The 20,021-nt window shown below is 60.7% G+C and carries 20 protein-coding genes and 1 tRNA gene; 8 read left to right on the forward strand and 13 right to left on the reverse strand.

Features of this window, described 5'->3' with window-relative positions:
• Positions 1–97 precede the first annotated feature (97 nt).
• The gene (locus A11A3_RS05675; RefSeq protein ID WP_008928316.1) at positions 98–1,639 is read right to left on the reverse strand and encodes an adenylate/guanylate cyclase domain-containing protein; all 1,542 of its coding nucleotides are present in this window, start codon (positions 1,637–1,639) and stop codon (positions 98–100) included.
• Between the two features lie 149 nt (positions 1,640–1,788).
• Between A11A3_RS05675 and A11A3_RS05680 the strand changes: the two genes are divergently transcribed.
• The 4 genes from A11A3_RS05680 (at position 1,789) to A11A3_RS05695 (ending at position 3,420) form a co-directional block, all read left to right on the forward strand.
• Positions 1,789–2,346 carry a nitroreductase family protein gene (locus A11A3_RS05680; RefSeq protein ID WP_008928317.1) on the forward strand — a complete coding sequence of 186 codons (558 nt, stop codon included), beginning with the start codon at positions 1,789–1,791 and terminating at the stop codon, positions 2,344–2,346.
• The gene (locus tag A11A3_RS05685) at positions 2,343–2,807 is read left to right on the forward strand and encodes a YiiD C-terminal domain-containing protein (RefSeq protein ID WP_008928318.1); all 465 of its coding nucleotides are present in this window, start codon (positions 2,343–2,345) and stop codon (positions 2,805–2,807) included. Before A11A3_RS05680 ends, A11A3_RS05685 begins: the two co-directional genes overlap by 4 nt.
• Positions 2,797–3,219 carry an MAPEG family protein gene (locus tag A11A3_RS05690; RefSeq protein WP_008928319.1) on the forward strand — a complete coding sequence of 141 codons (423 nt, stop codon included), beginning with the start codon at positions 2,797–2,799 and terminating at the stop codon, positions 3,217–3,219. The genes A11A3_RS05685 and A11A3_RS05690 overlap by 11 nt, the downstream gene beginning before the upstream one ends.
• A gap of 113 nt (positions 3,220–3,332) precedes the next feature.
• Positions 3,333–3,420, forward strand: a tRNA-Ser gene (locus A11A3_RS05695).
• Between the two features lie 265 nt (positions 3,421–3,685).
• Here the strand turns inward: A11A3_RS05695 and A11A3_RS05700 are convergent.
• The 11 genes from A11A3_RS05700 to A11A3_RS05750 all read right to left on the reverse strand — a co-directional run bounded on the left by A11A3_RS05700 (position 3,686) and on the right by A11A3_RS05750 (position 15,051).
• Positions 3,686–4,651 (reverse strand): quinone oxidoreductase family protein, encoded by a 966-nt coding sequence (locus A11A3_RS05700; RefSeq protein ID WP_008928321.1) that lies wholly within the window; start codon positions 4,649–4,651, stop codon positions 3,686–3,688.
• 28 nt (positions 4,652–4,679) lie between these two features.
• Positions 4,680–5,735 (reverse strand): 3-deoxy-7-phosphoheptulonate synthase, encoded by a 1,056-nt coding sequence (locus A11A3_RS05705; protein WP_008928322.1) that lies wholly within the window; start codon positions 5,733–5,735, stop codon positions 4,680–4,682.
• A gap of 411 nt (positions 5,736–6,146) precedes the next feature.
• Positions 6,147–6,254 carry a cytochrome bd-I oxidase subunit CydX gene (cydX, locus tag A11A3_RS05710; protein WP_008928323.1) on the reverse strand — a complete coding sequence of 36 codons (108 nt, stop codon included), beginning with the start codon at positions 6,252–6,254 and terminating at the stop codon, positions 6,147–6,149.
• A gap of 11 nt (positions 6,255–6,265) precedes the next feature.
• Complete coding sequence (gene cydB / locus A11A3_RS05715) at positions 6,266–7,414, reverse strand: cytochrome d ubiquinol oxidase subunit II (protein ID WP_008928324.1); 1,149 nt, start codon at positions 7,412–7,414, stop codon at positions 6,266–6,268.
• Complete coding sequence (locus tag A11A3_RS05720; RefSeq protein ID WP_008928325.1) at positions 7,411–8,976, reverse strand: cytochrome ubiquinol oxidase subunit I; 1,566 nt, start codon at positions 8,974–8,976, stop codon at positions 7,411–7,413. The genes cydB and A11A3_RS05720 overlap by 4 nt, the downstream gene beginning before the upstream one ends.
• Positions 8,966–9,157 carry a cytochrome oxidase putative small subunit CydP gene (cydP, locus tag A11A3_RS05725; RefSeq protein ID WP_008928326.1) on the reverse strand — a complete coding sequence of 64 codons (192 nt, stop codon included), beginning with the start codon at positions 9,155–9,157 and terminating at the stop codon, positions 8,966–8,968. Before cydP ends, A11A3_RS05720 begins: the two co-directional genes overlap by 11 nt.
• A 261-nt stretch (positions 9,158–9,418) precedes the next feature.
• A complete protein-coding gene (locus tag A11A3_RS05730; protein WP_008928327.1) occupies positions 9,419–10,039 on the reverse strand; it encodes a hypothetical protein in 621 nt (206 codons plus the stop codon).
• Between the two features lie 55 nt (positions 10,040–10,094).
• Entirely contained in the window at positions 10,095–11,837 is a 1,743-nt protein-coding gene (locus A11A3_RS05735; RefSeq protein ID WP_008928328.1) for a DUF1302 domain-containing protein, read from the reverse strand.
• A gap of 442 nt (positions 11,838–12,279) precedes the next feature.
• Entirely contained in the window at positions 12,280–13,482 is a 1,203-nt protein-coding gene (locus A11A3_RS05740) for an acetyl-CoA C-acyltransferase (protein ID WP_008928329.1), read from the reverse strand.
• Between the two features lie 125 nt (positions 13,483–13,607).
• Entirely contained in the window at positions 13,608–14,528 is a 921-nt protein-coding gene (locus A11A3_RS05745) for an SDR family oxidoreductase (protein ID WP_008928330.1), read from the reverse strand.
• A 52-nt stretch (positions 14,529–14,580) separates the two neighbouring features.
• Positions 14,581–15,051 carry a MaoC family dehydratase gene (locus A11A3_RS05750; RefSeq protein ID WP_008928331.1) on the reverse strand — a complete coding sequence of 157 codons (471 nt, stop codon included), beginning with the start codon at positions 15,049–15,051 and terminating at the stop codon, positions 14,581–14,583.
• Positions 15,052–15,277: 226 nt separating this feature from the next.
• Between A11A3_RS05750 and A11A3_RS05755 the strand changes: the two genes are divergently transcribed.
• Entirely contained in the window at positions 15,278–15,901 is a 624-nt protein-coding gene (locus A11A3_RS05755) for a TetR/AcrR family transcriptional regulator (protein WP_008928332.1), read from the forward strand.
• 88 nt (positions 15,902–15,989) lie between these two features.
• Here A11A3_RS05755 and A11A3_RS05760 read toward each other — a convergent pair whose 3' ends face one another.
• A complete protein-coding gene (locus A11A3_RS05760; protein WP_008928333.1) occupies positions 15,990–16,760 on the reverse strand; it encodes an enoyl-CoA hydratase/isomerase family protein in 771 nt (256 codons plus the stop codon).
• A gap of 176 nt (positions 16,761–16,936) precedes the next feature.
• On the opposite strand from A11A3_RS05760, the gene A11A3_RS05765 reads away from it, so the two are divergent.
• The 3 genes from A11A3_RS05765 to A11A3_RS05775 all read left to right on the forward strand — a co-directional run bounded on the left by A11A3_RS05765 (position 16,937) and on the right by A11A3_RS05775 (position 20,008).
• On the forward strand, positions 16,937–17,614 hold the full coding sequence (locus A11A3_RS05765) for a histidine phosphatase family protein (protein WP_008928334.1): 678 nt from the start codon (positions 16,937–16,939) through the stop codon (positions 17,612–17,614).
• Positions 17,615–17,668: 54 nt separating this feature from the next.
• On the forward strand, positions 17,669–18,877 hold the full coding sequence (locus tag A11A3_RS05770; RefSeq protein ID WP_008928335.1) for an acyl-CoA dehydrogenase family protein: 1,209 nt from the start codon (positions 17,669–17,671) through the stop codon (positions 18,875–18,877).
• Positions 18,878–18,961: 84 nt separating this feature from the next.
• Complete coding sequence (locus A11A3_RS05775) at positions 18,962–20,008, forward strand: phosphotransferase family protein (protein ID WP_008928336.1); 1,047 nt, start codon at positions 18,962–18,964, stop codon at positions 20,006–20,008.
• Positions 20,009–20,021 lie beyond the last annotated feature (13 nt).

Consider the following 20,021-nt stretch of genomic DNA (forward strand, 5'->3'; position numbering starts at 1 on the left):
GCTGCCCCTGCGGCTGGTGCAGTAGCGCCCAGCCGGCGCCGGTCTGCCGTCAGTCAGCAGTATCCCTATCATCCGTGGGCTGATGGCGGGCCAGACGTCAGATCCTGACCTGGTTCTGCACCTTGCGGGCGGCCTTGCCCATCATGTCGATGATCTTGCTTCGCTCACTGGTTTTCAGCTTGCTGCTTTGCAGATGCAGGGCAAAGCCTTCGGCCTCGAAATCCAGCGCCACCGGCTTGTCCTGTTTCAGTTCGGTGGCAGAGCGGGCCAGTGCCTTGAGAATGCGATTCTTGTCGAAGTTGCGGATGCGCTCCAGGTCCATGTGAATACCGAAACCACTGGTTTCCACGGACACGTAGCGGCTTTGGGCCCCGGCATTGCGTTTCATGGCCTGAGCTTCATAGACCGGGATCGGCCGGTTGAACCCCTTGACCTGTATATCACCAATGGCGCGGCATTGAATCCGGTCGCTGACCAGCTTGTGGGTGGTTTCCGAGATCAGCACACCGCCAGGGCGACAGGCGGATTCCAGCCGGCTGGCCAGGTTCACGTCAGTGCCGAGAATGGTGTAGTCCATGCGTGAGTCGGTACCGAAGTTGCCCACGGTGGCATAGCCGGTGTTGATGCCGATGCGGATTTCCAGCTTGTGCTCGATGCCTTCGCGCTTCCAGCGTTGGCGCAGCAGTTTCATCTGCTCCTGCATTTCGATGGCCATGGCCACGCAGCGCATGGCATCTTCCTTGGTCCCTTCGCTTTTCGGATCGCCGAAAAAGACCATCACCGCATCGCCAATGAACTTGTCGATGGTGCCACCATGGCGCAGGGCAATACGGGTCATCTCGCTCAAATAGGTATTGAGCATGCGCGTCAGGGTATTGAGTGGCAGCTCCTCGGAAATGGCGCTGAAGCCCTTGATGTCGGAAAAGAACACCGTGAGTTTCTTGCGACGGGTTTCCAGTTTGGCGTCACGCTTGCCGGAAAAAATCGAGCCCCAGACCTGGGGAGGCAGGTACTTGGCCAGTTTGCGCGACATCTCGGCGGCCTGCTTTTGCTGGCGATGGACCACCTGTTGGGCCTGCTTGAGGTAGCGGGCCTGCAGATGGGCAAAGGCGGAGGACGCACCTACATAAACGCCCAGACCAATCAGCGAAATCACCGATAGCAGGGTGGGGGTCTGGTCCGCCGGCAGCACCTTGAAACCCATGGCCCAGCCACCCAACAGCGCCCCCAGGCCGGTCATCAGCAAATTCAGCAGCCAGGGCTTCAGGCCGCCACTGCTGACCGCGTTGGCATGGACGATGATCAACAGCACCAGCGACGGCACCAGGGCAAAATCCAGCAGGGCACAGGCGGCGCCAATGACCATGGCATCCAGCTGCATCAGCAGATTGTGCAAGCTTTTGGAGGATTGCTCCTGGCGATAGAGCATCACCAGCACGCTCTGCGCCACCAGCGGGTAGGCCAGCAGGGCGGCAATGGCCAGCAGATATATCTGCGGATAGAGGCCCAGCTTCATGCCCACCACCAGCATCGTGGCAGCGACCAGGAAGGCAAGAAGACGAATGTAACCCGCCTGTCGGCGTGCCCGCTCCATGGGGCCCAGCTGGGGGCGGCGAGCTTTCTTTTTGATAGCGGTCATGTGAAGGACTTCACGAACGTTGTGAGGAATCTTATCGTCTTGTGGTCTAAGAAAAAAGACTGGGGCGGATTAAAGGTAGGGTCAGCGTTCCGGTTGGGAGTCGGACCACAAACAGGGCTACAATGTCGCGCTCAGTACAGGAGTCTTCCATGGATGCATTAACGGCCCTTACCACCCGTGTTTCCTCCCCACGTCTGGAGGCGCCCGGTCCCTCCGGGGAGGATATCGAGCAGCTGTTACAGGCCGCTATCCGCGCGCCGGATCACGGTATCCTGCGACCCTGGCGGTTTCTGGTCCTGCAGGGCGAGGCGCGGCACAAGCTGGGCGATATCATGGTCGAGCAGTTGCTGGCAAAGCAGCCGGATGCCGATGAACGCAGCCGCGAGGCCATGCGTGGCAAGGCGCTGCGTGCTCCGACCCTGATCATTGCCGTGGCCGAAATCACCGAAGGCCACAAGGTGCCGGCCTGGGAGCAGATACTGGCCGTGGGCGCGGCGGTGCAGAACATGATGGTGGCGGCCCATGCCATGGGCATTGGTGCCATGTGGCGAACCGGCGATATGGCCAACAGCGAACTGGCCAAGGCCCGACTGGGCTTTGCCGCGAAGGATCAGGTGGTCGCCTATCTGTACCTGGGCACGCCATCCGGGCCGGGCAAACCCCTGCCGGCAGAAAACCCCGCCGATTATCTGCGTGATCTGCCATGAGCGAGCGGCTCGATCTGCTGGCTGCACGCGTCCGGGATGCCATACCGTTAACCCGGCATCTGCACTTTTCCTACCGTGAGTTTGACGGCCAGTCGCTGGTGGTCAGCGCCCCGTTGGCACCCAATAGTAACGACAAGGGTACCTTCTTCGCTGGCAGTCAGTCCGCGCTGTTGACGCTGGCCGGCTGGTCGCTGACTACCTTGCTGGCGGAAACCGGTGACCAGCGAGTGGATGTGGTAGCGGTGGAGTCCTCACTGCGCTATCTGCATCCACTGAACGAGGACATGGTGATCCGCGCCTGGCCGGAACAGGATGACGGGGCCAGTGCCCTGCGGGCCCGGTTGATACGACGAGGTAAAGCACCGTTACGTATTTTGGCCCAGGCGGTCAGTACAGACGGGCAGGTTATATGCCAGTATCAGGGCCTTTATCTGGCGAGGATACTCGATAATGACCCATGAACATCTGGCGGCCCTGTCATTGCTGGCCTATGCCGGCTGGGGGCTGGCCCTGCTGCTGCTGTTACTCACCGCCCGCGGATTGATGGTGCTCTCTGGCAAGGCCAAAGCGGATGCCTTCCCCCCTTATCACTATAACCCGGCCTGCCCGTTGAACCGGCTTTCCCGGGCCTACATGAATACCCTGGAGTTGCTGGGCATACTGATCGTGGTGGTGGGCGTCAGCCTGTACCTGGGCTATGCCGACCTGGCCGCCGAGTTGATGCCCTGGCTGGTGGCTGCCCGGGTAGCCCAGAGTCTGGTGCACCTGATGGGCGTCAATCACTGGCTGGTGCTGGTGCGCTTCAGTTTCTTCTTCGTGCAGGTAGCTCTGGTGGTGTGCCTGGTGGCACATATTCTGGTGCAGGTGTTGTAATCGTTCAAAGCCTGAGCAATTGGCCGGGGCAGGCTTGCCTAACCCGGCCCCCTCCGGTACTCTACGCGCCCTCTGGACTTGCCCTTCGGGCAGCCGGAAGACAAGCAGTTTTAGGTGAGGTGTCCGAGTGGCCGAAGGAGCACGCCTGGAAAGTGTGTATACGGAAACGTATCGAGGGTTCGAATCCCTCCCTCACCGCCAAATCAAAGAGCCCCGCATTATGCGGGGCTTTTTTATTTGGCGGTCAGGGCGGTCATGATGAGAACCCTCCGGTTCGACCGAGCGAGGCACTGCCTCGCGACGGCACGCCGCGCCCTGTGCGGCGCCCCGAAGGGGTGAGTCCATCGCCAGGCGATGGGCGAATCATCCCGACCGGCCAGCCCGTTGGCAGTGCCTGGCATCAAAGAGCCCCGCATAATGCGGGGCTCTTTACATGGTGACGGGTTTTACGCTCAAGCCGCCCGCTCTATGAGTCCATCAGGAAGATAAACTTGCCACTGGCGCCGCTGTCCACCGCCCGGTAGGCCTGGAGGGCGTCACTGAAAGGGATTTCCGTCAGGTCGCCCGGTAACGGCAACTGGCCGTCCTGGAAGCGGGCGCCAATCTCCTCCAGGAGTCGGGCACATTCACTGCTGCTGTAAAGCAGCGAATTGATCCCGATGACGCTGCCGCCACGGCGGTAGAGATTCAGTGAGGGGAGGCGCACATGGCCGTCGGTGGGGGCGGCGATGATGGCGATACGACCAAAGGGGGCGAGGCCGGCGACGCTGGCTTCCAGCCAGAAACCGGTGGTATCGAAGATGACATCGGCGCCGCCGTCAAAATGCGCGTTTATCTGTTCCGCCAGGTCATCCGGGGCATCCAGCAATAGGGTTTGCTCGCCATTGTCGCGCAGGCGCTGGGCCTGCTCCGGGTTGCGCACGCCGGCCACCACCCGGGCATCACGGGCGTGGGCCAGTGCCAGGGCGGCCTGACCCACGGCGCCGTTGGCACCAAGGATTACCAGGCGGGTATCGGCCCGCACCTGGCTACGCTCAAGGGCATCCCAGGCGGTGGTCCAGGGGACGCCGCAGCTGGCGGCCTGACTGAAACTCAGGGTGGCGGGTTTCCCGGCCAGGGCCGACACCGGCAGGGTCAGGTATTGGGCATGGCTGCCATCGCGGTCAAAACCCAGGTCCCGGCCGGTGCCCCAAACCGCCCGACCCAGCCAGGCGTCGGGGCCGTCTTCCACCACGCCGGCAAAGTCCCGGCCCGGGGTCCGGGGCAGGGTGGTGTAGGGGAAGCGTCCCTGCACGTTTTTCACATCGCTGGGGTTGAGGCCGGCGGCATGCACGCGGATGCGGGCCTGATCCACCTCGCAGGCGGGTATGGGGCACTCCTCCAGTCGCAGGGCATCAAGGTTTCCCAGAGTGTTGAAGCGTAGTGCTTTCAAGGTTTTCTCCCTTCCAGATCGACGGGTGTCAGAGGCGGTCGTAGACAGCCTGCAGGGCCCGGGCGGTATCATCCCATCCCAGGCAGGCATCGGTAATGGAAACGCCATATTGGAGCGGTTTTTCCAGGGCCTGGTTGCCGCCGTGCAGATGACTTTCCAGCATCACGGCGGCGATGGCGTGTTGACCGTTACGACGTTGCTCAAGCAGCTGCGCCAGGATATCCGGCTGGCGCTGCGGGTCCTTGCCACTGTTGGCATGGCTGCAGTCCACCATGAGACGGGGGCGTAGCCCCTTTTGTTCCAGGGTGTTCACCGCCTGGGCAATGCTGTCCACGTGGTAGTTGGGGCCGTGTTTGCCACCACGGAGTACCAGGTGGGTATCCGCATTGCCGGCGGTTTCCACCAGTGCCATCTGGCCCTGAGCATCCATGCCCAGATGGCGGTGGCCATGCGCGGCAGCGCCCATGGCATCGCAGGCTACAGCGATGCCGCCATCGGTACCGTTCTTGAAGCCCACCGGCATCGGCAGGCCACTGACCATTTCCCGGTGAACCTGTGATTCGGTGGTGCGTGCACCGATGGCGGCCCAGCTAAGCAGATCGCCCAGGTAGTCGGCGGCCTGGGGATGCAGCAGTTCCGTGGCCAGCGGCAACCCCATTCTGGCCAGATCCAGCATCAGGTGACGGGAAACAGTCAGGCCGGTGGCCATGTCGTGGCTGCCGTCCAGATGCGGATCGTAGAGCAGACCTTTCCAGCCCACGGTGGTACGGGGTTTTTCCACGTAGCTGCGCATCACCAGGAACAGCCGGTCGCCGAGTTGCTCGGCCAGGGCCGCCAGCCGGTGTCCATATTCCAGGGCTGCCTTGGGGTCATGGAGGGAACAGGGCCCGGTGACCACCAGCAGGCGAGAGTCCCGGCCATCGAGAATGGCGCGCACGGTGTCACGGTGTTCGGCAATGCGAGCCTGCAATTGTGGAGTGAGAGGCAAGCGTTCACGCAGGGTGGCCGGCGAAGGTAATGGCAGGGTGCGGCGGCGATTGTCCCGGTCTAGTGGCAAGTCTGTGGTCTGTGCGGGATGGTTCATGGTGGTTCCTTGTTTCGCTGGCGGCATCAACGCCGCAAAGATGTCGATAAAGGGAATACGGTTCGGGCCTTGCCCCGGTGGCAAAATCGATGGCAGCGCCAATAAAACATGGTGGTGTGCTCCTGTGTCGTGTTCGTGATCGCCAATCGGCTGACAATAAAAAACCCCGGGCGGGGACTCCGACCGGGGTTTCAGGGTTCGGCAGGCGTCCCGTGTGGGCGCCTGGGAACGGGTCAGGCGCGCCAGCGGCTAAACCAGAACCCGTAATAGCTGACAACGGACAGGCACAGGCCCGACGCACTGACGTCAGTGATGGGGTGCCGATGTGCCTGTGCCGTTTCCATTGCGTTTGATTCCATCAATAAAATATCAATGATCAGAGAGTAGCGTTGCTGAACAGGGTTCGCAAGTTTACTCCTCCCGTTCGGTTTCGCTGATGCGAAATTCCAGCCACATGGCATTGAGAATCCCCACGGAGCAGGCGAGGCCGAGGCCGAGTACCCAGGTGAAGTACCACATGTGTGTTCTCCTTAATACAGTGAGCCGGAATTGGATTTGACGTAGTCCTCGGTGACCTTGCCGCGCATCACCCGGTAGATCCAGCTGGTATAGATGATGATCAGCGGCAGGAAGATCAGGGTCGCGAAGAACATGATCATCAGCGTGGTGTGGCTGGAGGAGGCGTCCCAGAGCGTCAGGCTGGCATCCAGATTCTGGGATGACGGCATGAAGAACGGGAACAGGCTGGCACCGGCGGTGGCAATGGTACCGGCCACGGTCAGCGAGGAGCTGATGAAGGCCAGTACATGGGCCTGTGCCTTGACCAGCACCCTTGCGCCCAGGGCGCCGGCCAGGGCTATCACCGGGAACACGAACAGCAGCGGGTTGGCCGTGTAGTTGGCCAGCCAGGCGCCGCTTTCGGTGGACACGGTCTTGGCCAGCGGATTGGACGGTGCCAGCGGGTTGACCTCGGAAGTGATCACATAGCCGTCCATGCCATAGCTGACCCAGATGCCGGCAATGATGAAGGTCACCACGAATACCGCACAGGCGATAGTCATGACCTGACCGGCCCGGCGAGCCACATCACCCTCGGTTTTCAGGCTCAGGAAGGTGGCACCCTGCATGACCAGCATGCTCAGGCTGACCACGCCCACCAGCAGGGCGAATGGATTGAGCAGTGCCCAGAAGCCGCCGGTGTAGAACAGGCGCATGTCTTCATCGAAGGTGAAGGGCACGCCCAGGAACAGATTGCCGATGGCCACGCCAAATACCACGGCGGGCACCACGCCACCGATGAACAGGCAGGTGTCCCAGGCCGCGCGCCAGCGCGAATCATCAATCTTGTGGCGGAAGTCAAAGCCCACCGGGCGCACGATCAGTGCCACCAGTACCAGGAACATGGCGAAGTAGAAACCGGAGAAGGCAGTGGCATAGAGCAGCGGGAAGGCGGCAAAAACGGCACCCCCGCCCAGGATGAACCAGACCTGGTTGCCCTCCCAGGTGGGGCCGATGCTGTTGATGGCCACCCGGCGCTCGTTATCAGTGCGGGCCACGAAGGGCAGCATGGCGGCTACCCCCAGATCAAAGCCGTCCATCACGGCGAAGCCGATCAGCAACACGCCGATAAACAGCCACCAGATCAGACGCAGGTTTTCGTAGTTGAGGAGTTCCATCATGACGCGCTCTCCTGTGCTTGGGCGCTGCTTTGCCCGGTCTGCGGGTGGTGTTCACCGGGCCCGAGGCGGGCGTATTTGACCATTAGCCAGGCATCCACCACGGCCAGCGTGGAGTAGAACACCACGAAGCCGAGCAGGCTGCCGAGTACGGTGCCGCCGCTCAGGGCCGAGGCGGCCAGATTGGTGGGCAGTACCCCTTCGATGACCCAGGGTTGGCGACCCAGTTCGGCCACGCACCAGCCCAACTCTGCGGCGACCCAGGGCAGTGGCAGTGCCAGCAGACCGATGCGCAGGAACCAGGGATAACGGGTGAAACGCTGGGTGGCCGACAGCAGGAAGGCACTGCCGAACAGCAGGATGAAGAAGAAGCCCAGCCCGACCATGATGCGGAATGACCAGAACAGGAAGGGCACATTGGGGATGGTATTCTCCGCGGCCCGCTTGATGTCCGCGTCGGTGGCCTGCAGCGGATCATCCATGAACACTTTCAGCAGCAGGGCATAGCCCAGATCCTGGCGATGATTGAGGAAGATCTCCTTCTGCGCCAGGTCATCCGGGTTCTTGCGCAGATCCTGCAGCACCCGGTAGGCCACCAGGCCGCTGCGGATGCGTTGTTCGGCATGCTGCACCAGCTCATTGATGCCAGGCAGTTGCTGGCTGATCGAGCGGGTACCGATCAGACCCAGCACGGCGGGAATATGAATGCCGTAATGGGTGGTACGGTTCTCCACGTCCGGCCAGCCCACCAGGGTAAAGCTGGCGGGAGCTTCCTCCGTGTCCCACATGGCTTCAATGGCGGCAATTTTCATTTTCTGATGCTCCGTGGCCACGTAGCCGCTTTCATCGCCCAGCACCACCACGGACAGGGATGAGGCGAGCCCGAAGCTGGCGGCAATGGCGAAGGAGCGCTTGGCAAAGGCGGTGTGCCGCCCCTTGAGCAGGTACCAGCAGGAGATGGCCAGCACGAACACGGCGCCAGTGACGTAGCCGGCGGCTACGGTATGGACGAACTTGGCCTGGGCCACCGGGTTGAAGATCACCTGGGTGATATCGGTGACCTCCATGCGCATGGTCTCAAAGTTGAATTCGGCCCCCACCGGGTTCTGCATCCAGCCGTTGGCGATCAGAATCCACAACGCCGACAGATTGGAGCCGATGGCTACCAGCCAGGTCACGCTCAGGTGCTGCAGTTTGCTCAGGCGATTCCAGCCAAAGAAAAACAGCCCAACAAAAGAGGATTCCAGGAAGAACGCCATCAGGCCCTCAATGGCCAGGGGCACACCGAAGATATCTCCCACGTAGTGGGAGTAGTAGGCCCAGTTGGTGCCGAACTGGAATTCCATGGTGATGCCGGTGGCGACCCCCATGGCAAAGTTGATACCGAAGAGCTTGCCCCAGAACTGGGTCATCTCTTTCCAGATCTCCTTGCCGGTCATCACATAGACGCTTTCCATCATGGCAAGCAGGATGGAAAGGCCCAGTGTCAGCGGTACGAAGATAAAGTGGTAAAGGGCCGTGAGGCCGAACTGCATACGCGAGAGCAGTACCGGATCAAGGTCCATGGGTCGATCCCCCCTGGTTGGCGGTTGGGCTGGTAGTGGATGAAGAGAAAATGGATTGCTCTATGGTCTGCGCATCCGGATGCAGGCGAAGGTCTGATCGGAAGAACAGCAGCCACAACAGAAACAGGGCGACCAGCTTGAACAGCAGGGTCAGGGAAATTTCACGCTGTAACCGTGGCATGAGGCCTCCTTGCAACATTGCCTGGCTGACGTGCTATCCCCAGTGTAGGCACATATCAACGCCAGGCAAGACGCAAAATCCGCAAATGGGGTACGGGGTCATAGATGGGCAAAGGGTAGCCGTTGGGAGCAGGCGCAGCTTGATCCGTGTCAATCTATTGGTGATGAGTTGCCGGCCATGGCTTTAAAAGGGTTTGCCGGGGGCGGCAGGGAGGCAAAAAAAGGCGACCCAGGAGAGCCGCCAGAGTGAGGAGTTTAACCGTTAGTAGAGATTGGCCTGCTTGATGCTGTTGGCAATGGTGGTGGCAAAGGCGTCGGCGCCTTTTTCCAGGCCGGCCATGCCTCCGGTGTTGACGCTGACAGTATGGGCCTGCCAGACGATCGCCTGCTGGGCCACATCCCAGAAGTCCTCACGAACCATGTACATATCCTGGGAAACATAGAAGTCCGGGCTGAATACCTCCGGCTGCATGGTCAGGCCGGCATTGACCGGTGCGGCCGCCGAGGCGCCGCCGCCTGCCTGCATGTTCTCGGTTTCCTTGTTTTCCAGATGGATGGCCAGGGCACTGTCAAAGCCTTGCTCTTTCATCTTCTCGGCCAGGTAGTCACGGCTCTTGCCCTTGATGCCCTTGTCACCATAGACGGTGTGGGCGGCAGTGGCCTTGATGCCCATGGCATTGAGTTTCTGGACAATGGTGTCTTCCAGCAGCGGGCGCAGTTCATGGTCCACCAGCACGCCGACTACCAGCGAATGGTAGGGCGCTTTGGGGGCCTTCTCCACCGGGCTCTTGCTGTCCAGCAGTTTGGTGTTGTGATAACCGGTTGCACAGGCAGCCAGCATCAGAACCAGCGCTGCCATCATGGCGTATTGCAATCGTTTCATGATTCCTTCCTCTTTAGCGTGTCGGGGCCGAAGCCCCGAATGCTGTTGCCGTTGATCAGAATGCGTAGGTCGTGCTCAGGGACAGGTAATCCCGGTCGCTGACAATGCTGTATTCGGTGTTGTTGTAGGTGGTGTAGGACAGGTCAGCGCTGAGTTTCTTGTAGGCCATGCCGACGCCCAGGCCCAGGCTGCGCTCGTCCTCATGGAAGGCGTCATCGCTGGAGTAGCCTTCCACGCCCTGACGCATGGTCAGTGACGGTGTCAGCGTTAACGGGCCGATGACATTGGCGTAGGTGGACTGCAGGGTCAGCTGATAGCCCCAGCTGAAGTCAGTGACATAGCCGTCATCACTGAGCGTACCCACACCGTAGTTGGTATGGCGGCGGAAGCGCATGTCTTTCTGGTCCGGCAGGTCCGGAATGAATTCGGATGCCATCTGCAGTGAGACAATGGTTTTCTTGGCGCCCAGCAGCTGCGGCACGATGGTGGTAAAGGTGAATTCGGCGCGCTGGATGTCGAACTCCTGGTAACCGGTGACTTCATCGCCGGCGCTGAAGCTGTTGGCATAGTCCACGGTGCCTTGCGGAACGACCCCGCCATTGGCGCTGGTGGTGGCCCCCAGTACCGCGGTGCTCAGATCCGAGGTGTTGATCTGGATCGGCATGTCCGGCAGGTAGGTCAGGTTCATGGCCAGGTTGCCGATACCGGCGAAGGTCTTGTCGGCGGTCAGGCCGAACACCTGAATGTCTTCCGGATATTCATAGAAGTAGGTGTTGGGCAGGGGCGTGGGGCTCACCGGCGCCGCTTCCTTGGTCATGGAGTAGATTGGCAGACGGCTGTGGTAGTTCAGGTAGTAGGCGCCTACCTTGGCCTTGCTCTTCGGGAAGGCGTAGTCGAATTTGAGACCGTACTGGCCGCCATCCTTGGGCTCGCGCTCGTCGCTGCGGGCAATGTAAACGCCGTTGTCCAGCGCCTGCTGGTTGGTCAGTGACGTCTGTGAACTCAGGAAGGTGGCATCACAACCCAGCGCCGTGTTGTCCAGGTTGGAGAAGAAGGTACCACAGCCGTCCAGCGTGGCCGGGCGCCATTCATACTGATAGAAAGACTTCATCGCCAGGCGGTCGGTGAAGTTGTAGTCGGCGGTCACCATGCCGGCGGGGATCAGGTATTCGGTGTATTCGGCCCCCGGGCGGTGCAGGGCTGCCAGATCCACGGCGTTGAGTGATGCCAGGGAACCACGGGAGTAGACGCTGCGGCCCCACAGCAGGGTCTGCCGACCGGCTTTCAGGGTCAGCGGCTGATCATTGACCTGGAATTTGCCGTAGGCATAAACGTCCTGGAAGGTCGCGCCCTGGAATTTGGAGTTGCGGGCAAAGCCATCATCACTGAGTGGTGTGTCCGGGATGAAGCCGTTCGGGTAGTTGCCGTGCGGCACATCCTTCTTGTCCTTGGTGTAGTTGTACCAGGTCTTGGCACGGACAAAGAGGCCATAGTTACGGTACTGCAGGTTCAGATCGCCAACGGCCTTGGCCACAGAAGAGACCACTTCACCGGCATCGTAGTTGAGGTTGCCATCGTCGGATACGGCGGACTGCGCCGTGCCGCCGGGGGTGTCACCGGCAAACAGGTGATCATTGTCGGGGGATTCCATCCGCGAGATGGCACCGACCGTGGCTTTCAGGTTCCACTTGGCGCTGAAGTCTTCGTTGAACGTGTACTGACCGCCGGCAAAAGCCGGCGCGGACAGGGCGCCCAGCAACAGGACGCCACCGCCCGCGGCGGTGAGTTTGCTTCTCATGTTTTTGCTCTCCCACTGTGTCGGCCAGGGGCCGCTCACAGCCATTCCGTTTGTTGTTGTGCAAAAAGGTTGTAGCGCATTACCACCACCACCTGGTCCCATTCAGGCGGTGTCTTCCGGCGTTATTCTCGTGGTGTTTTTTTTGAACCACCGTTTTAAAAAATAACTCCGTGGACGCCAATTCATACATACCGGTGAGTATGTGGTCAAGGCGGGCAATTCCGGGAAAACCGTGATACTGCGGGTTATGAGAGTGATAAAACCAGACGTTTTGTTTCTTTTGGCGGCTAAAAAGGAAACCAATGGGCAAGGTTTGTTTATTCTTCCGTTGAGATGTTACTGGCAGTAACGGAATAAAAAGGTGTTTCACTTTATGACGAGATGACGAACGGCATAAAAAAAACGGGCCCGAAGGCCCGTTCTGGCAAACACCAAGGGGGAATCAGAACACTTCAAACAGGCCGGCGGCGCCCATGCCGCCACCAATGCACATGGTGACCACGACATACTTGACGCCACGGCGCTTGCCTTCGATCAGGGCGTGGCCGGTCATACGGGCACCGGACATGCCGTAAGGGTGACCGATGGAGATGGCACCACCGTTAACGTTGTATTTTTCCGGGTCAATACCCAGTCGATCCCGGCTGTACAGGCACTGGCTGGCAAACGCCTCGTTGAGCTCCCACAGGCCGATATCATTGATGCTCAGGCCGAAGCGCTTGAGCAGCTTGGGCACGGCGAATACCGGGCCGATACCCATCTCGTCCGGGTCGCAGCCGGCTACCGCCATGCCGCGGTAAGCGCCCAGCGGTTGCAGGCCCAGGCGCTCGGCTTCCCCGGCTTCCATCAGCACGCAGGCGCTGGCGCCGTCGGACAGTTGCGAGGCGTTACCGGCGGTGATGAAGCCGCCTTGCTGCACCTGCTGCCCGCCCTGGAAGACCGGCTGCAGGCTTTGCAGCCCTTCCAGGGTGGTCTGCGGGCGGTTGCCTTCGTCCTTGTCCAGCGTCACTTCCATATCGGAGATTTCCTTTGTCTCCTTGTTCATCACTTTCATGATGCTGGTCATCGGCACGATTTCGTCATCGAACTTGCCGGCGGCCTGGGCGGCGGCGGTACGCTGCTGTGACTGAAAGGCATACTCGTCCTGGGCCTCGCGGGTGACGTTGTAGCGGTCGGCGACGATTTCCGCGGTTTCCAGCATGCTCATGTAGATGTCCGGACGATGCTGCTTGAGCCAGGGGTCGCCGGCGCGGAAGGTGTTCATTTTGTCGTTCTGCACCAGGGAAATGGATTCCAGGCCACCGGCCACGGCCACGTCCATGTTGTCGACGATGATTTCCTTGGCGGCGGTGGCGATGGCCATCAGGCCGGAGGCGCATTGACGGTCCATGCTCATGCCGGACACGCTGGTGGGCAGGCCGGCACGCAGGGCGCATTGGCGGGCCACATTGCCGCCGGTGCTGCCCTGTTGCAGGGCGGCGCCCATGATCACGTCCTGAATGCTTTCCGGGTCTACCCCGGCACGCTCCACGGCATGCTTGATGGCGTGGCCGCCCAGGGCCTGGGCCTGGGTGTCGTTGAACGCGCCCCGGTAGGCCTTGCCGATGGGGGTACGGGCGGTGGAAACGATAACGGCTTCTCTCATGATGCCTCTCCAGATAGGTAATTCGGTGGTTGTCTCTTTGTCGGCGCTTGCCAGCAGGCGATGGCATGGGTCGGGTGCCATCGCCAGCAGTCTGGCGCCTACGGCCTGTTGGTGGGCGATGCCGGTTAACCCAGCTTGATGCCCTTGGCCTGGGCGGCCTTGGTAAGAATCTTGGTGACATGGTCGCCGCCGGTGAGCATTTCCCGGGCGTTGTCCATGTTGCCGATCTGTTCGAAGTGGGCGGCGACGCCGTCCACGGTGCGCTCGCCATCGTCGAGGTATACCCCTTCACTCTCCATCAGTCGAACCATGGCGTAGCAGCCGGCGCCGGCCAGCACAATGCGATGGGTGGGGGCCTGCTGGCTGGCCAGAAACAGCACTGCCGGGGTGATTTCCTTCGGCTCGAGCATGGCCAGTACCGGCGCGGGCATCAGGTCTTCGGTCATGCGGGTGGCGGCGGTGGGGGCGATACAGTTGACCTTGATGTCGTATTTCTCGCCTTCAATGCAGAGGGTGTTCATCAGGCCGGCCACGGCCATCTTGGCGGCACCGTAATTGGCCTGGCCGAAGTTGCCGTAAAGGCCGGAGGTGGAGGTGGTCATGACAATGCGACCATAGCCCTGTTCGCGCATGATCGGCCAGACCGCGTGGCTGCAGATCTGCGAGCCGGTCAGGTGCACGGCGACCACTTTGTCCCAGTCGTCCTGGGTCATCTTGGCGAAGCTCTTGTCACGTAAAATGCCGGCGTTGTTGATCAGCACATCCACCCGGCCCCAGGTTTCCATGGCCTGTTTGACCATGGCATCCACCTGCTCGGGGTTGGAGACATCGGCGCCATTGGCGATGGCCTCGCCGCCGGCGGCCTGAATCTGTGCCACCACCTGCTCGGCGGCCTCACTGGAACCACCGCTGCCATCGCGGGCACCACCAAAGTCGTTCACCACCACCCGGGCGCCCAGTCGGGCCAGCTCCAGGGCGTGGGATTTGCCCAGGCCGTTGCCGGCCCCGGTGACGATGGCCACCTGGTTATCAAAACGAATTGTCATCGGTTGTCTCTCCCAATCATTCTCATCAAAGGCTGCTGCGACGGGTATCCGCTCAGGCGGGTACGATGGCCAGACTCAGCCACTCGGCGATCAGCGCCGGTTTGTCCTGACCTTCGATCTCCACCTCCACGCCATGACGCAGTTGCCATTCGTTATTCGAGCGTTGTTTCACTTCCAGCAGCGTGAAGCGGCCGCGGACCTTGCTGCCCTCGCGCACCGGGTTCATGAAGCGCACCTTGTCGAAACCGTAGTTGATACCCATCACCTGGCCCTCAAGGGTGGGTAGTACGTCCATGGCCATGGCTGACAGCAACGACAGGGACAGGAAACCATGGGCGATGGTGGCGCCGAAGGGGCTCTCCCGGGCTGCTCGCTCCGGGTCGGTGTGGATCCACTGGGGATCCTCGGTGAGATCGGCAAAGCCGTCGATGCGTTGCTGGTCCACCACGCGCCAGCGGGACTCACCCAGGGACTCGCCGACCGTGGCCTGCAGGGCCTGGATACTGATGGATTCTCGATTCATGGTGCTCTCCCGGTTCGGGCGCGGCAACGCCCTATATCAGAATAATATTTTAAAATAGCAGTATGTGAGTGGCGTAATTGACCGTAAAGGGTGAAAAGCGCCATGGAGGGCGAGAATTCCGTCATTGGCTTGCGGAGCGGTCAATGGTGATGCTGGCGACTTGTGTCACTATCGGTGCGTTTTGTGCCCGGCGGATTTCAACGAACAAGTCTGACAGAGGATTTCCATGGCGGATCAGAGTGAAGCATTGGCAATCGACCCCCGTGACGCCATTCTCGATGCGGCGGCCCAGTGTTTTATGAACCGGGGCTTCAATGCCACCAGCATCGATGACATCGCCCGCCAGCTGTCAGCCACCAAGGGCATGGTTTACCACTACTTTTCTTCCAAGGCGGAACTGTTCTTCGATATCCATCACCGTGCCATGGATGCGTTGTTCGAGGAGCTGGAGCCGGTACTGGCCTCGGACCTGGCGCCGCCGGCACGCTTTACCGAGATGGCCCGCCGCTACGTGCGTACCCTGATTCGTACCCAGCCCTACCAGCGCACGGTATCCGAAGCTGTGCACATGCTGCTGCGCAGCAGCACCACCGATGAGCAGCGGGTGCGTCTGGAGCAGCTACAGGCCCGCCGCGACCGCTGTGAAAAACTGTTTCTGGCGGTGCTGGAAGAGGGCATTGCCGAGGGGTCCATGCGCGCCGGCCGGCCGCGTATGTCGATCAAACCGGTATTTGGCGCCATGAATTCCGTGATCCAGTGGTATCACCCCCGTGACGGTGAAACCGAGCAACAGGTCTCGGCGGTGGTGGACGAGGTGGTGCAGATCGCCTTGCGCGGTGTCATGGCCTGAGAGCCTGTTTTCCCTCTATACACAGCCGCGCCGGCGTTCATTTTTTCGTCAGAGCGTGTTGGCGAGCGTGCCCTGAGAGAGCCGTACCTTACTGCTTGAGAAACCGGGCAAACCGGGCGCGGGTGTCGTCACTGAACATGCGCTCAGCAAACATGGCGCTTTCCCGTTCGATCTGCGCTTTGATGGCCTGCTCGCTCAAGCGCATCAGCTGCTTGGTCATGGCCATGGCGGCCGGCGGTTTCTCCGCCAGCCGGCTGGCCAGAGCCGCGGCTGTCTCCTCCAGCGCCGCAACCGGCTCCCGGTAGGCAACCAGTCCCATTTGCTGTGCCTCTTCGGCATTGAACGTATCGCCGGCCAGCAGCAGGCGGGCGGCATTCTGGCGGCCGATCAGGGCCGGTAACAGCAGGCTCGAGCCCGCCTCGGGCACCAACCCCAGATTGATGAAGGCGGTGTGGAAACGGGCATCCTCGGCGGCCACGACCAGGTCCGCATGCAGCAGCATGGTGGTGCCAATGCCGGTGGCGTTGCCCTGCACGGCCATCACCACCGGCTTGTCCAGCGCCATCAGGGCATGCACCAGCACCATGGCCGGGCTCAGTGTGCCATCACGGCGGCTGGCCGGGTCGGCATTGATAAAGTCACTGATATCATTGCCCGCGCAGAAGGCCCGTCCCCGGGCGCGGATCAGCAGTACATGCAGATCCTGGCGTTCACCAACATGCTCCACCAGCCGGGTCAGGTCCTGGTACATGGCGTGGGTCAGGGCGTTCAGTTTGTCGGCCCGGTCGAGGATGGCGTGCAGTACCGGGCCGTGCTCTTCAGCACGGACATGGCCGCTGGAAAGGGCGGGAGAGGGCATGGCGGTGCTCCGTTGAGAGTGGTAAGGCACTTCACAATATCGGAACACTATTTTGAATAACAGCCGTTTAACCATGCATGAAATGAATTACAAGGGATGCAAAATATCAATTTCACTAACTGAGAGGGCTGCTCTAGGCTGACTGGCATTGCTTTAATCGTCACGAGGATGTGCAGATGGCCCAGTTTTACCTTGTCCGTCACGGGCAAGCGTCGTTTGGCTCTGATAACTACGATCGCCTGTCGCAACTGGGTCATCAGCAGGCCCGCTGGCTGGGCGAGTATTTTGCCGAACGGGATCTGGGTTTTGATGCACTGGTCTGCGGTGACCTGGTCCGTCATCGGGAAACCGGGGCCGGTATCTGCGAGGGGCTCGGCATGCGGTTGCCGGAGGATATTCAGCCCGGTCTCAACGAGTTCGATTTCCAGTCCCTGGTGGATGCCTATCTGACCCAGCATCCCGATCAGGTACCGGGTGAAGGCGCGCCGGTGGCGGCCTTTTACAAGGCCCTGAAGACTGCCATGCAGCACTGGCGCCTGGAAACGCTGACCGGCAATCTGCCGGAAACCTGGCAGGGCTTTTCCGACCGGGTGGCCGCCGCCCGCGACCATATCCAGCAGCAGTACAGCGACAAGGACCGCATTGTCATCGTCAGCTCCGGCGGTGCCATGGCCATGTTCCTCAAACACATTCTCGATGCATCCGATGACACCGTGGTGGAACTGAATCTGCAGATCCGCAACAGCAGCGTGACCCACGGCTTTTTCAACCGCAAGGTGGTGCGTATGGCCAGTTTCAACAATGTGCCACACCTGGACCGCCCGGATCGTTTCGAAGCGATTACCTATTTTTGATCAAACCGGTTTCAACGCAGCAACAGACTGCCAGGAACAACAAGGGAGAGCGTCATGGATTTTCAGTACAGCGACAAAATGCAGACCCTGATCGCCCAGGTGCGGGATTTCATCGATACCGAAATCCGCCCGGTGGAAGACCTCTATCACGAGCAGCTGGCGAAAAGCCCCTGGGAAACACCGGCGGTGATGGATGAGCTGAAAGAAAAAGCCAAGGCAAAAGGGTTGTGGAATCTCTTTCTGCCCAGCGAATACGGCGAGTACAGCGCCGGGCTCAGTAATCTGGAATACGCACCGCTGGCCGAGGAAATGGGCCGTTGTCGCATCGCCTCCGAAGCCTTCAACTGTGCGGCGCCGGATACCGGCAACATGGAAGTGCTGGCCAAGTACGGTAGTGAAGCGCAAAAGAAACAATGGCTGGAACCGCTGCTGGACGGGCGTATTCGCAGCGCCTTCGCCATGACCGAGCCGGAAGTGGCGTCTTCCGATGCCACCAATATCGAAACCCGCATTACCCGTGATGGCGATGACTATGTCATCAATGGCCGCAAGTTCTACATCAGCGGGGCCATGCGCAAGACCTGCGACATCATGATCGTGATGGGCAAGACCGACCCGGACAACCCCAACCGTCATCAGCAACAGTCACAGATTCTGGTGCCAACCAATACCCCGGGCGTCAATATCGTGCGCCCCATGCAGGTGTTTGGTTACAACGATGCACCGGAGGGCCATGCGGAAGTGATCTTCGACAATGTGCGCGTGCCCAAGGAAAACATGATTCTCGGCGAAGGCCGGGGCTTTGAAATTGCCCAGGGGCGCCTGGGGCCGGGCCGCATTCACCATTGCATGCGCCTGATTGGTGCCGCCCAGGAAGCCTTTGAGCTGATGGCTCGGCGGGTCAACCAGCGGGTGGTGTTCGGCCAGCCCATGAGCAAACAGGGCTCGGTGCGCGAAGATCTGGCCAAATCCTGGTGCGAAATCGAACAGGCCCGGCTGCTGACACTGAAAGCGGCGGACACCATGGATCGCGAAGGGAACAAAGTTGCCAAGGATTTGATCGCTATGATCAAGGTGATTGCGCCCAATATGGCGTTAAATGTCATCGATCGGGCGATCCAGGTCCACGGTGCCGTGGGTCTGAGCCAGGATACCCCGCTGGTCAACTTCTTCAGTTATGCCCGCACCCTGCGTCTGGCCGACGGGCCGGACCAGGTGCACATGATGCAGCTGGGTCGCACCCTGGCCAAGCAATTCGCCTGAGAAGAAGACAATCTGCCCGGAGCCCGCAGTGCGGGCTCCGGGTTTTGTCATTGCGCAGCAGACAGAGAACAACAGGAGAACATCATGTCCCAGGTGGATACGCTGGATACCGTCAAACTCGCTGAATACCTAGAGCAGCACATTGATGGCTTCCAGGGGCCGATTCAGGCGGACAAATTCGAGGGCGGGCAATCCAACCCCACGTTCAAGATTACCGCCGCCTCCGGTCAGTACGTGTTGCGTCGTCAGCCGCCGGGCAAGCTGCTCAAATCCGCCCACGCGGTGGACCGCGAGTACCGCGTCATGGCGGCCCTGAAAGATACCGATGTGCCGGTACCCAATGTCCTGCACCTGTGTGAAGACCGGGATGTGATCGGCTCCATGTTCTATGTGATGGAATTTTGTGAGGGGCGCATCCTGTGGGGTGCGTCCCTGCCGGAAGCCGGCGAGGGTGAGTCAGGCAATGCCGTGCGGACCCGCATGTATGACGAAATGAACCGGGTGCTGGCGGCCCTGCACAGCGTGGACCTGGAGGCCACCGGGCTGACCGATTACGGCAAACCGGGCAATTATTTCGAACGGCAGCTGGGCCGCTGGAGCCAGCAGTACAAGGCCTCCAAGCTGCAGGATATTCCCGCCATGGACGAGCTGATCGCCTGGCTGGAAGCCAACCAGCCGGCGGACGATGGTCAGGTCTCCCTGGTGCATGGTGATTTCCGTCTGGACAACATGATGTGGCACCCCTCCGAGCCTCGTGTGATCGCGGTGCTCGATTGGGAATTGTCCACCCTGGGCCATCCGCTGGCAGACCTGGCCTATCAGTGCATGGGCATGCGCATGCCCCAGCGTGGTGCCAAGATGGCCGGCCTGCAGGGCGTTGATCGCCAGGCGCTTGGCATCCCCACCGAGAAAGAATACGTGGCCATGTATTGTCAGCGCCGTGGCATCGACAGCATCGACAACTGGGAATTCTATCTGGCCTTCAGTTTCTTCCGCCTGGCGGCAATCTGTCAGGGGGTGGCCAAGCGAGCGGTGGATGGCAACGCTTCCAGCAAGGAAGCCGCCCAGGTGGGAGCCCTGGTAGAACCCCTGGCGTCCATGGCCGTGCAAATCATCAAAGAGGGCGCTTGACGCCACCTGGGTA

This window comes from Alcanivorax hongdengensis A-11-3 (genome assembly GCF_000300995.1).
Lineage (GTDB): Bacteria > Pseudomonadota > Gammaproteobacteria > Pseudomonadales > Alcanivoracaceae > Alcanivorax > Alcanivorax hongdengensis.